This is a genomic window from Acinetobacter sp. YH01010, assembly GCF_013420775.1.
Taxonomy (GTDB): Bacteria; Pseudomonadota; Gammaproteobacteria; order Pseudomonadales; family Moraxellaceae; genus Acinetobacter; species Acinetobacter amyesii.
Window position 1 is genome coordinate 101720 of record NZ_VOYF01000002.1, and the last position, 13108, is coordinate 114827.

Annotated in this window: 11 protein-coding genes; 7 read left to right on the forward strand and 4 right to left on the reverse strand. The window is 43.6% G+C overall.

From position 1 onward, the window contains the following. Window positions 1-21: 21 nt before the first annotated feature. The 5 genes from prfB to FTT77_RS02265 all read left to right on the forward strand — a co-directional run bounded on the left by prfB (window position 22) and on the right by FTT77_RS02265 (window position 5102). Window positions 22-1117, forward strand: a protein-coding gene (prfB, locus tag FTT77_RS02245) for a peptide chain release factor 2 (protein WP_111884474.1) whose coding sequence is annotated in 2 segments (ribosomal slippage) — window positions 22-93 and window positions 95-1117 — 1095 coding nt in all. Because the reading frame shifts where the segments join, the coding sequence is not laid out codon by codon here. 154 nt (window positions 1118-1271) lie between these two features. Further along, window positions 1272-1571 carry a helix-turn-helix transcriptional regulator gene (locus FTT77_RS02250; RefSeq protein ID WP_078190555.1) on the forward strand — a complete coding sequence of 100 codons (300 nt, stop codon included), beginning with the start codon at window positions 1272-1274 and terminating at the stop codon, window positions 1569-1571. A 37-nt stretch (window positions 1572-1608) separates the two neighbouring features. Then, window positions 1609-2697 (forward strand): alkene reductase, encoded by a 1089-nt coding sequence (locus FTT77_RS02255; RefSeq protein ID WP_180108852.1) that lies wholly within the window; start codon window positions 1609-1611, stop codon window positions 2695-2697. An 87-nt stretch (window positions 2698-2784) separates the two neighbouring features. After that, the gene (locus FTT77_RS02260; protein WP_180108851.1) at window positions 2785-4065 is read left to right on the forward strand and encodes a 3-deoxy-D-manno-octulosonic acid transferase; all 1281 of its coding nucleotides are present in this window, start codon (window positions 2785-2787) and stop codon (window positions 4063-4065) included. 326 nt (window positions 4066-4391) lie between these two features. Further along, complete coding sequence (locus tag FTT77_RS02265; RefSeq protein WP_180108850.1) at window positions 4392-5102, forward strand: 16S rRNA (uracil(1498)-N(3))-methyltransferase; 711 nt, start codon at window positions 4392-4394, stop codon at window positions 5100-5102. Here FTT77_RS02265 and FTT77_RS02270 read toward each other — a convergent pair. Together FTT77_RS02270 and FTT77_RS02275 are read right to left on the reverse strand one after the other, a co-directional pair. Continuing rightward, window positions 5088-6059: a mechanosensitive ion channel family protein gene (locus FTT77_RS02270; protein ID WP_078193200.1), complete on the reverse strand. Its 972-nt coding sequence runs from the start codon at window positions 6057-6059 to the stop codon at window positions 5088-5090. The two genes, FTT77_RS02265 and FTT77_RS02270, sit on opposite strands and share 15 nt — an antisense overlap. A 123-nt stretch (window positions 6060-6182) precedes the next feature. Then, a complete protein-coding gene (locus FTT77_RS02275) occupies window positions 6183-6761 on the reverse strand; it encodes a DUF805 domain-containing protein (RefSeq protein ID WP_180108849.1) in 579 nt (192 codons plus the stop codon). Window positions 6762-7045: 284 nt separating this feature from the next. On the opposite strand from FTT77_RS02275, the gene acs reads away from it, so the two are divergent. Both acs and FTT77_RS02285 read left to right on the forward strand, forming a co-directional pair. Continuing rightward, the gene (acs, locus tag FTT77_RS02280) at window positions 7046-8989 is read left to right on the forward strand and encodes an acetate--CoA ligase (RefSeq protein ID WP_180108848.1); all 1944 of its coding nucleotides are present in this window, start codon (window positions 7046-7048) and stop codon (window positions 8987-8989) included. Window positions 8990-9294: 305 nt separating this feature from the next. Beyond that, window positions 9295-10473, forward strand: coding sequence for an acyl-CoA dehydrogenase family protein (locus FTT77_RS02285; RefSeq protein ID WP_180108847.1), 1179 nt, complete (start codon window positions 9295-9297; stop codon window positions 10471-10473). Between the two features lie 62 nt (window positions 10474-10535). Here the strand turns inward: FTT77_RS02285 and FTT77_RS02290 are convergent, their stop codons facing one another. Both FTT77_RS02290 and FTT77_RS02295 read right to left on the reverse strand, forming a co-directional pair. After that, window positions 10536-11159, reverse strand: coding sequence for a riboflavin synthase subunit alpha (locus FTT77_RS02290; protein ID WP_180108846.1), 624 nt, complete (start codon window positions 11157-11159; stop codon window positions 10536-10538). 125 nt (window positions 11160-11284) lie between these two features. Beyond that, complete coding sequence (locus FTT77_RS02295) at window positions 11285-12703, reverse strand: deoxyribodipyrimidine photo-lyase (protein WP_180108845.1); 1419 nt, start codon at window positions 12701-12703, stop codon at window positions 11285-11287. Between the last annotated feature and the right edge of the window lie 405 nt (window positions 12704-13108).

The window sequence follows — 13108 nt, forward strand, 5'->3', positions numbered from 1 at the left end:
TTTTGATTGAGAGTAATTCACGTGGAAATTAATCCGTATCTATTACAGCTAAAAGACTTAAACGACCGTGGTCAAACATTACGGGGGTATCTTTGACTACGATCTGAAAAAAGAGCGTTTAGAAGAGGTTCTACGTGAGCTGGAAGACCCAGCAATTTGGAATGATCAAAGCCGTGCGCAAGCAATGGCAAAAGAAAAAGGTGAACTCGAAAACGTCATTAACGTGCTCGAAGGGCTTTCAACTCAACTAGAAGATGCCCAAGCGATGTTGGATCTTGCGGTTGAAGCAGAGGAAGAAAGCTTACTTGCGGATGTGCAAGCAGAGTTAACTTCAGCGGAAGCAGAACTTGCGAAATTAGAATTCCGTCGTATGTTCAGTAATCCGATGGACCCGAACCCATGCTATGTCGAAATTCAAGCGGGTTCTGGTGGTACTGAAGCACAGGATTGGGCATCCATGTTACTGCGTATGTATCTACGTTGGATTGAACGTCATGGCTTTAAAGCAGAAGTGATGGAAGAGTCTGATGGTGATGTGGCAGGGATTAAGTCTGCAACGATCCGTGTAGAAGGTGAGTATGCATATGGTTGGTTACGTACAGAATCTGGCGTACACCGTTTAGTCCGTAAGTCACCTTTTGACTCGGGTAATCGTCGCCATACTTCATTCTCAGCGGTTTTTGTATCGCCTGAAATTGATGACAATATTGAAATTGAAATCAATCCAGCTGATGTACGTACTGATACCTATCGTGCATCTGGTGCGGGTGGTCAGCACATTAACAAAACAGACTCTGCGGTACGTTTAACTCACGCTCCAACAGGGATTGTGGTGGCATGTCAGAACCAACGTTCACAGCACGCCAACCGTGACCATGCATGGAAACAGTTACGTGCAAAATTGTACGAACTTGAAATGCAAAAACGTAATGATGCGGCACAAGCGTTGGAAGACACCAAGTCAGATATCGGTTGGGGCAGCCAAATTCGTTCATACGTTTTAGATGACTCGCGTATTAAAGACTTACGTACCAGTGTGGAAAGTTCGAACACCGGCGCAGTACTTGATGGTGATTTAGATAAGTTTATTGAAGCCAGCCTCAAACAAGGTTTGTAATTTAAATTTATATAGAAAACAAAGTTCTATCTGTTCTTGATCAATATATCTAGAAAAATCGATATAAAAATCGAAAAAATACGATATAGTGTATTCAAGATGCTGAATAGAACTTTGTTGTCCAAATTTTTATTTAATTAAACCCGTTTAAATTATGGATATTGATTTAATTTTTAAAGCACTTGCCAATCCGACTCGACGTCAAATCTTGGAATGGTTGAAAACACCAGAACAGTTTTTGTCAGAAGAACAATGTGGCGGCTTTAATCGTGGTGTATGCGCTGGCAATATCGAAAAACTCGGTAATGTTTCGCAGTCTACGATGTCTAATCATTTGTCTGTGTTACAACAGGCGGGCTTAATTCAAGCCGAGAAATATGGTCAATGGTCGTATTTTTCACGCAATGAAGAACTCATTCAGCAATATATTGATTATCTGCAGAACTCACTTTAAATCATTTTTCGCATTTGAAGTGTCAGGCGAGACATATATGGCTGAACTTAATACTCCTCTCATTTTGGGTGATTTACACCTCAAAAATCGCGTTGTAATGGCGCCACTAACCCGTAGTCGTGCAACTATTGACCGTGTTCCAACGCCGATGATGGCTGAATATTATGCACAGCGTGCAAGTGCTGGATTAATCATTTCAGAAGCAACAGTTATTTCAGAAGCAGCAAATGGCTATTTGCAGACGCCGGGTTTATTTACCGATGCTCAAGTTCAAGGCTGGAAACTGGTGACCCAAGCCGTACATGAACAGCAAGGTTTAATTGTGGCGCAATTGTGGCATGTCGGTCGTGTCTCTCATCCCGATCTTTTGGATGGTGATACACCGGTGTCTGCCAGTGCGGTACAACAGGCAGGCTATGTCAGTCTGCTTCGCCCAAAACGCGAATATGTCGTGCCACGTCCATTAGAGATTGCAGAAATCAAAAGCATTGTAGAACAATACAAACAGTCTGCGATCAAAGCCAAAGAAGCGGGGTTTGATGGTGTGGAATTGCATGCGGCCAATGGTTATTTGATCGATCAATTCCTACAAAGCAAAACCAACCTACGTGAAGATGAGTATGGTGGTTCTGTCGAAAACCGCGCGCGTTTATTGCTTGAAGTGGTGGATGCGCTGATTGAAGTGTGGGGGGCAGGTCGTGTAGGTGTGCATCTTGCGCCGCGTGGTGATGAACACGACATGGGCGATCATGATCCACGTGAAACCTTTGGCTATGCCTTAGAGCAGTTGGGGCAGAGGAAGATTGCATTTTTCTTTACCCGTGAATATCTGGCGGATGACAGTATTAGTAATTATCTGAAACAGCGCTCAAATGGTGTGCCGTACATTGCCAATATGCGTTTAAGCCGTGAAGATGCTGTAGATTTATTGGCCTCTGGTAAAGCCGATGCGGTATCTTTTGGTAAAGCTTATATTGCCAATCCAGATTTGTTTGAACGTTTGCTGGCGAATGCTGCACTGAATGAATTGCAGTTAGAAAACATGATTGGAACAGATGTTGCCGAAGGCTATATTGATTATCCAAGCATGAAAAATAAATTTGGTTCAGGTCGTTCAACCTATTAATCGACACTTGAATACGCATTATCCATTAACATGTGGATAATGCTCTGATATATTCTGCCGATTCAAACCGTTTTTGAGCGTAATAATTTGACTACTCCTTTTTGGTATAACGCAGCTTTGGCGCTGATTAAGCCGCTATATCAATGGCGAATCAAAAAACGTGCTGAAGATCTCCAACTATATCAGCAAGAGTGTCTTGAGCGCTTTGGGCCATTTCAGCCGGTTAAAAACCGCAATGCAATTTGGTTTCATGTGGTTTCCGTAGGAGAAACCAACGCTGCACAGCCGCTGATTGAACATTATCTCAAAGCAGGTCATCCGGTCTTAGTCACCAATACCACCAAAACCGGACAAGCGCGTGCGAAACAATTATTTTTAAAAGCACCGTATGAATCGCTATTTCAGGCCGTGTATCTGCCAGCAGATCAAAAAAAATTAGTCCGTCGTTTTATCGAAAAATATCAACCAAAAATGTTGGCTCTAGTTGAAACTGAACTCTGGCCAAATTTGATGATTGAAGCCGATCAGGCCAACGTTCCGTGTTTATTAATTAATGCCAGATTATCTGAAAAATCGGCGAAGGGTTATGGCAAAGTCCCGAGTTTGACGCAGCCGATGCTAAAGAGTTTGAAACAATTATTGGCGCAAGATCAGGCGACTTTAGCGCGATTTATTGAGTTGGGTGCAAACCCGCATACCAGTCAGGTCGTGGGAAGTATCAAGTTTGATATTCATGCGCCCGATAGCTTTGTGCAACAAGCAGCGCAGTTGCATCAAGATTGGGCTTTGCAAGAGCGTAAAGTCATCACCATTGCCAGTACACATGCACCAGAGGAACAAAAACTACTCGCAGTGCTGCAGCCGATTTTGCAACAACAGCCTGAGCTGTTATGTATCGTCGTACCACGGCATCCTGAACGTTTTGATGAGGTTTTTGTAGAAGCGCAGAAACTGAATTTACGCACACAGCGCCGCAGTTTAAAGCAAACGATTCAGCCTGAAACGCAAGTGTATTTAGCGGATAGTATGGGTGAATTATGGCTTTGGCTGGCACTGAGTCAGGCTTGTTTTGTTGGCGGGTCTTTAAATGTACCGGGCGGTGGACATAATATTTTGGAACCTATCGCGCTGCATGTCCCGACAGTATTAGGTCAGCATTATTTTAATTTTCAAACCATTGTGGATGAATTTGTAGCGGCCCATGCGGTTGTGGTTGTGCAGGATTTTGAGCAGGCGGTCAGTGCATTGGTTGAGATCATTCAAAATACTGCGAAAGCGCAGGCTTTAAATGATGCAGCGCAGCTGATTATGCAAAAAAATACTGGGTCGCTGCAAAAGCATATTCAGGTGATTGATCAATACCTTTGATTTTTCAACCATGATTTAAATTGGTTGATGCTTTAAATAGATGAATGAATAGGCTCGACAGAGTCTTACATTTAAGATTTGAAGAAAGGGGTTAGCCTTCGGTTGGAGGTACTCTTACGAAACGTTGTTTCTCATTCGGTAAAATGAGATGCGAAGCTTCGCAAGGAAACCATCTTGCGGTGCAATGCACCTCACCGACAAAACGCGTCGAATTTTTATGTCTAACAAATAATCGCTGAAATTTGAGTGATTCTATTGAGTGTTGCCTCGAACAGTTGTGGATGACGTTTTCGCGTATCCAATTGAACTGGGTAAGAGAATTTTTTATGAACATCGTCCTGCTTGACCCACGTCAAACTGAATCTGAACTGTGGAGTATCAGTGCTAAACGCCAAATTGAGCATTTAAAAACCCATGTTGATGTACAGGTGGGCGATACCCTCAAAGTCGGGATTCGGGAAGGAAAGCGTTATTTAACCCAAATCGTCAGTATTGCGGATCACGGCATTCAACTTAAACCCTTACAAGAAGAAGAAGTACCAGCAAAGCATCCGGTGACTTTAATTGTGGCAATGCCTCGTCCGAAAGTGTTGCGCCGTCTGATCATGGATGCCGTCACCTTAGGCGTAGAAAAAATCATTTTGCTGCACAGTTATCGCGTGGATAAAAGCTATTGGCAGACACCATTTTTACAGCAGCTCGATCACTATGTGACGTTGGGTTTGGAGCAGGCAGGTGACACCATTGCGCCCAAAATTGAACTGTATAAACGCTTTAAACCCTTTGTGGAGGATGTTTTACCGAGCATGATTTCATCGGACTATCCCGCTTATGTGGCGCACCCTTATGTCGAAGATGTGATGCCTGCAGGGATTCAACATGGATGTACGATCATTATTGGGCCTGAAGGTGGATTTATCCCTTATGAGGTCGATTTGCTCATAAAAAACGGTTGCCAAGCAGTCAGCTTAGGCAACCGAATTATCCGGACAGAAACTGTGATTCCGTACGTTTTAGGGCGATTATTTAGCTGTTGACGCTTCTGTCTCAGCTTGATCACCACGGTAAACTTTAACTTCCTGTACAGGGTAAGGAATTGAAATACCATTTTGATTGAATGCTTGGATAACGTGTTCTTGCACTTCACTGATTGAGTTCGCAGTAGTGGTTTCAGTGGTATCTACCCACCAACGGACATTCAGATTGACCGAGAAATCAGCCAAAGCATTTACGTTTACGGTAAATGCAGGCTGGCTCAAGATGGTTGGATCTTTGTCCAAAATAGCCAAAACAATGTTTTTAGCTTTTTGAATATCATCTTCATAACCAATACCAACCACAAATTCACAACGACGACGTTGATAAGCGGTATTCACCGTTACCGCACTGGTGTAAACAGTCGCGTTTGGAATCACGATACGACGACCATCTGGAGAACGTAGGAAGGTTGCACGGATCTGAATATCTTCAACCGTACCTTCCATTCCTGACACAATAATATCGTCACCGATTTTAAACGGTTCACCGAGGAGAATCAAAATACCCGACAGTAAGTTCTGGAAAATATCTTTAAACGCGAAACCGATTGCGACCGAACCAATCCCCAATGCACTCATGAGCTGACCCGGTGTGAACCCAGGAATCGCAATGACCATTGCAATTAGGAAACCGAAGAACATAATGGCTGAGCTACCCACACGGTTCAGTACTAAAACTAGATTTTGTTTTGAGTAAGAACGGTCAGTGAGCGCTTTACGAACAAAGAATCTAAAGAGTTTAGACAGTAGATAGAAGATCGTAAAAACAATTAATGCGATACAAATATATGGCAGGCGTTCCCAAAATCCATCGACAAATTTATCGATCGTTGAGTATGCGTCATTATATTTAGAGGTATGTTCCAGCACGGTTTGTGCGGTTTTTTCTGTTGCCTCTTGCAAAAGTTGAGTCGTGCCTTGAGTGACATCACTCAAGGCATTTTCTTTTTCAGCCACGAGTTTTCCAAATGTTCCGGTTTTTCGCTATTTTGCCTGAAATTAGTGGCGAAAATAACCCTCATTTACAGGCTTGCGAACAGATGTATCAAAATTCAGACAGGCTCAGATTCGGTCAGTGGCTTAGAAATATTCAGTACCTTGTTGAATGATTTCTGTCGGCGATTCAATTTCACCGCTACCCATCATATACGAGGTGATGCTACCTGTAGCCAAGAGCGACAAGACACTGATTAAAATCATCAACCATGCCAGAATTTTTTCCCAAACTGCAGCAGGGCGTGGCGCGCCGTATTGATTTACGGTCGGTGTACCTGAGGCTAATAATAAATATAGGATAAAGAAAAGATTGATCACGGGGATAAATAATAATAGTAGCAACCAACCGGCTTTATTGAGGTCATGCAGCCGACGCACTACAAAGACACAATAAAAATAAATGTAAAGAATCATAATCGCCAAATAGGCGAGGCCAGATACCCCGGTGAATATGCCAACAAATTGCTCATTTAACGCCATAGTATTGATATTGAAAATCCCAACGGCAAGGCTTAAAGCGATCAAGGCAAAAAGGCTGATGATATTGAGAAAGCCGTACCAACCAATCATGCTCAGTCGACCAAAACGTCCATCAGGTTTCAGGGGATTATCCGATGTAGTGGTCGTCTGACGGGAAAAGAAAGAAGAGTCATTGGTATTCATGCTTGGGTCAACTCAACGTGTATGGAAGAATAAAAAAGCGGAATGCTGAGTAAAATTACCTTTGCATTATAGGTTCAAATGAACTGATCAGATACTGAATTGAAACATGTTTTTGTTGAAATTTTGCTCAAAAATATGCTTTAAATGGGAAAGAATAATACGACCAAAGCATGATTGCTGCGATTAAAAATTAATCGTCATACTGCTGTGATGCAGAAATTATAAAAGTAGAAATGTGGCATGGCATCTCGTGATGAGATGAATCAGATCAAGGAAAATACAATATGAAAGAGATCTATCCAGTACCTGAAAGTTTTAAAAAAACCGCGCGCATCAATGAGTCGGAGTACTTTGAGCGTTATCAAAAATCAATTGAACAACCAGATGAGTTTTGGGCGGAGCAAGCGCAAAAGATCGATTGGATCAAACCGTTTACCCAAGTTCAAAATACCAATTTTAAGCAAGATGATTTCAAGATCGAGTGGTTTGCTGACGGTGAACTGAATGTCAGTGCCAACTGCCTCGATCGACATTTAAAAGAACATCCACATAAACCGGCCATTATTTGGGAAGGTGATCATCCTTCACGGCATAAAATCATTTCTTTTGAAGAACTGCATGATGAAACTTGCCGTTTTGCCAATGTGCTGAAAAAACATGGCGTGGGTAAAGGCGACCGTGTGGTGCTGTATATGCCAATGGTACCCGAAGCGGCAATTGCGATGTTGGCCTGTACCCGAATTGGTGCGGTACACTGCGTGGTTTTTGGCGGGTTCTCACCAGACTCATTGGCAAGTCGTATCGATGACAGTCAGGCGAAAGTCGTGATTACTGCGGATTGTGGGATGCGTGGTGGTAAGCCGATTCCACTCAAAGAAAATGTCGATCTTGCACTCGACATCGAAGGCACATCTTCGGTTCAAAATGTCATTGTGGTGCACCGTACAGGTAACCCGATCGAAATGAAAGCAGATCGTGATTTGTGGTATCACATGGAAATCATGTCGGTTAATGATATTTGTCCACCTGAACCTATGAATGCCGAAGACCCGCTATTTATTTTGTATACATCAGGTTCGACAGGAAAACCGAAAGGTGTATTGCATACCACAGGCGGCTATTTAACCTATGTGAATTGTACTTTCCGTGAAGTTTTTGACTTAAAACAAGATGATGTGTTTTGGTGTACCGCAGATGTCGGATGGATCACTGGGCATTCATATGTATTGTATGGCCCATTGTCGAATGGTACTACGACCGTAATGTTTGAAGGGGTGCCGCAATATCCAAGTTGGGCACGTACGGGACATATTGTCGATAAGCACAATGTCACTATTTTATATACGGCACCGACTGCAATTCGCGCCATGATGCGAGAAGGGGATGCCTTTGTCCGAGAAAGTGACCGCAGTAGTCTGCGTTTACTAGGTTCAGTGGGTGAACCGATTAACCCAGAGGCATGGAATTGGTACTACACCGTGGTAGGTGAAAGCCGCTGCCCAGTGGTAGATACATGGTGGCAAACAGAAACGGGTGGTTTCATGATTACGCCATTGCCTGGAGCAACCGATTTAAAACCAGGTTCAGCGACGCGTCCATTCTTTGGTGTACAACCTGCGATTGTCGATGCTGAAGGCAATGAGCTTGATGGTGCCGTAGAAGGCAATTTGGTGATTAAGGATTCTTGGCCGGGACAAATGCGAACCATTTGGGGTGATCCTGAGCGTTTTATTGAAGCCTATTTCTCCACTTATCCGGGGACGTATTTTACAGGTGATGGCGCACGTCGTGACGAGTCTGGCTACTATTGGATTACGGGTCGTGTGGATGACGTCTTGAACGTTTCAGGGCATCGATTAGGAACGGCTGAAATTGAAAGTGCGCTGGTTGCACATGATGCTGTGGCAGAGTCTGCAGTGGTGGGTATGCCGCATGATATTAAGGGACAGGGGATTTGCGCCTTTGTGACCTTACAAGCCGGGACAGCCGAGACGGATGAGTTGCGTCAGGAACTGGTGGCTTGGGTACGAAAAGTCCTTGGACCAGTGGCAACGCCAGATGCACTGCATTGGGCGCCAGCCTTACCAAAAACCCGTTCTGGTAAAATCATGCGCCGTATTTTAAGAAAAATTGCGGCCAATGAGCTGGACTCTTTAGGCGACACTTCGACCTTGGCAGAACCTCAAGTGGTTGAACATTTGATTGCGACGGTTTATCCGAAGTCATAAGAGCAATTTGAGCATGAGTGATAGCGTTCTGATGAAAGTTCACTATCGCTCATACGACGGGTTATTAAGGCAATATTGAACGTCCTTTCCCTTAGGAAAGTTGATTAGGAAGAAGGGATGTTCATGATGCATTTCATCCACCGAACATACGACGTATAAAAAGGCTTAGCTATAAGTCGCCTGAATTTAGGTGGCTTAGATTTCATTAGATATAGATTTTACAGATATAGACTGCAGGCATTGAGATAAGCTGAATGCCTGCGCTTTGTTAAGCTAAAACGGTAACAGAATAATCAGATAGACATATGAACGCTTCAACTCCATTGACTCAAGATCCAATCGATATTGCCCAAAAACTGGCGGCAGAATTTGCCACAACGGCTGCTCAGCGTGATAAGCAGGGGGGGAATCCCAAAGCTGAACGTGATTTGATTCGTCAAAGTGGTTTGCTTGCACTATCCATTGGACAGCAATACGGTGGACAGGGTGCAGATTGGCAGACGATTTTTAAAACCATTCAAACCATTGCCCAAGTGGATAGCTCATTGGCGCATGTTTATGGTTTCCATCATTTATTGATTGCAACCGTACAGTTGTTCGCGCAGCCAGAGCAATATGGCCCATGGTTTGAACAGACTGCACGTGAGCATTTATTTTGGGGCAACACCTTAAACCCTTTGGACCGTCGTACTACAGCGACGCAACTGTCTGAACATGAATATGTGTTTCATGGCGATAAAAGTTTTTGTTCGGGTTCCATGGATTCAGACATTTTGCTGTGTTCTGGGTTTAACGACGACGGAAAATTATTGATCGGGGTGATTCCTACAGCACGTGAAGGCGTCAGTTTTCTCGGCGATTGGGACAATATGGGACAACGTCAAACCGACAGTGGAAGTAGCCATTTTGAACAAGTTAAAATTTCCAAAGATGAATTACTACTGAACCCAGGGCCTTTGAGTACGCCGTATTCAAGCTTGCGTCCGTTGATTGCACAGTTGATCTTTGTGCATATGTTTTTAGGGGTGGCAGAAGGGGCTTTTGAAACAGCAAAACAGACGGTTCAAAACCAAAAAGCATGGTCAAAATCGCTGGCTGAAAATGCAGTGAATGACCCATTTATTCAAAAGCATTTTGCTGAGTTTTATGTGCAATTAGAAAGTGTACGTTTATTGGCAGATAAAGCTGTTCAGCGTTTGCAATGGGCTTGGGAGATTGGTGAAGCTTTGACGGCGGAACAACGTGGAGAAGTCTCTATTGCGATTGCAACAGCCAAAATCGCAGCCACCAATAGCTCGCTATACATTACGCAAAATATTTTCCAAGTGATGGGCGCACGTGCCACAACTGCCAAACTAAATTTAGATCGCTTCTGGCGCAATGTACGTACCCAGACCTTACACGATCCGATTGATTATAAATATCAGGAGGTCGGTGAATGGGTGCTCACAGCCAAAGTGCCAGACCCAAGTTTTTATTCTTAAACGTATATTGCAAATGAGCCAATAAAAAGCCTCCGTTTTGGAGGCTTTTTTGCAATGTGCTGTCAGTCGATTTTACGCTGATGAATATTTTCTAAGGTATCGACTAAGGTTCGCGTTGTTTGATCAATTTCATAATTCACGGCATCACCGACTTGGACATCTTTCCATGTAGTGAGGCGTAGTGTTTCAGGAATGAGATCGATTGAAATTTCACTATTGGCACGATCAACACGGTTCACAGTCAAACTGCAACCATTGAGTCCAATAAAACCTTTGAGAAAGAAATATTTAATATTGCCTGCCGGAATGTGAATATCGAGATGAAAGGTTTCCCCACGATGTTCTAAGTTTTTGATCGTGGCTGTGCCTTCGATATGACCATAAAGATTGTGACCACCATTTTCTGCGCCAACTTTGGCTGAGCGTTCGACATTGACCTCATCACCGGCCTTGAGAGCTTTTAGCGTGGTGAGTTGATTGGTCAAATCTGAGACATCAAAATGTACTTGGTTGGCTGCCAAATCAATATGTGTGGCCGTTAAACACACGCCATTAATCGCCACACTTGCCCCGATAAAGACATCATGAAAAAAATTCTGATGATTTGAAATCACCAAGGTTGTGAAGCCATTGCCTTGACGAATGTCTAAGACTTTTTCTAAACCTTGCACGATGCCTGTATACATGTGAGCGTCTCTAAAATGATTTGCGTTTTCTGTATTGTAGGGACAAAACGACCGATCGGCTATGCCTTAGAGTGACCATTTCAGTACAGCGTTTTGATCCCTAGCAGTTCGATCTTGGCAATGGCCTACAATGCTCGGAAAGTTTCAATTGCAGCTAAGCGAGACTGCTTTAAATCGACGATCGGTTGAGGGTAGTTCAATTCTAGTTGAGGATTTTTGGCAAAGGGTTGGTGAATTTGCTTTGCATCCAAATCTGCCAGTTCAGGTAGCCATTGACGTAAATAATCCCCGTTCGGATCAAATTTCTGAGATTGGCTGATCGGGTTAAAAATCCGAAAATAAGGTACAGCATCTGTACCCGTCGAGGCGCACCATTGCCAACCGCCATTATTGGCCGCTAAGTCACCATCGACAAGGTGCTGCATAAACCATTGCTCCCCCAACCGCCAATCGATCAGTAGATTCTTACTGAGGAACATGGCACAAATCATCCGCACCCGATTATGCATCCAACCCGTAGCCAGTAGTTGACGCATCCCTGCATCGACAATTGGAATGCCTGTCTGACCTTGCTGCCATGCAGCCAAGTCTTGTGGTGCATGGCGCCATTTTATTTTTAAGGTTTTGGTTTGAAACGGCTGGTGCTGAGATACCTGCGGGTAGTCAAATAAAATGTGTTGGTAAAATTCACGCCAAAGTAGCTCATCGAGCCACGTTTGTTGCCCTCTGTGGTCGATCTGGAAATAGCCACCTTGTTCACGAAACAGGGCTTGCAGACATTGGCGAATAGACAAGATGCCCAAGTTGAGATACATGCCAATTCGACTGGTAGCATTGAGCGCTGGATAGTCCCGATCATCAGCATAACGACTCAGATGTTGTTCTATAAATTCATCTAAGCACTGCTGTGCATGATTTTCCCCAATCGGCCAAAGCTCGATTTGAGCTGCTAACAGCCCTGCGGGATAAAAAGGACGAAGATCGAATTGATTTTGCCACAGCGGATGCGAGGCGAGAGCCGCTTGGGCTTCAATAGCGGGATAACAAGTAGGCAGACTGATACTCAATTTTTCGTAGCAATTTTTCTTAAATGCACCGAAAACTTGATAAGGATGTCCAGATTGATTGCGAATACTGCCAACAGGAAACAGGGTGCGGTCATGGTACAACTCGACAGAGATCTGCTGCTGTTCTAATAACTGTTGTACTTGGCGATCTCGTTGGAGTTCATTCACACCGTGTTCAATATGTGCATGAACAGTGTGTACATTGAGCTGAGTGCATATGCTTAAAAGCTCAGTGGCGATGTCTGACCAATCCGGAATATGCTGAATAATCAGTGGAATATTTAGTTCAGCCAATTGCTGTCGCAAAAGTTCCAGTTGGGCAAGATAGCGATGGATTTTAATAGGGGCATCATCATGCCTTGCCCATTGTTCATGAGAAAGCGCAATAAAGGCAATCGTTGGACCAGACTGTGTCGCCTGCCACAGTGCGCTATGGTCATGTCGTCTTAAATCTTGTCGAAACCAAACCAGTTGCATATTTATTGCCTCGTTTGTGTTGGAAATATCACTGGAATTACGGGGGGTGTCAATCGGTGATAAAATCATCTAAAAAATATCGATTTTAATAAAAAACCATATAATATCTATCGTTTAACTTAACCGATTGCGCACAATTCTGTCAGCTTAAGCGTACAAGCAACGAAGTTTTTGACGCTAGGCGCACTTTTAAATTTTACCTAAGATGAACTCATACAGGAACAGGACGTTCCGGAACATAAAACAATAACAAAGTGTTCACCATCAGGACCGTGAAGCAAGACAGGAGTCATGCTTAAGTATCCATATAGAAAAAGCCCGACAGGATGTCGGGCTTTTTCTTTGTCTACAGGTCAGCTCATTTTCTAGAATCAGAGCATATCTTTAAATGGGACTCGAGATAAA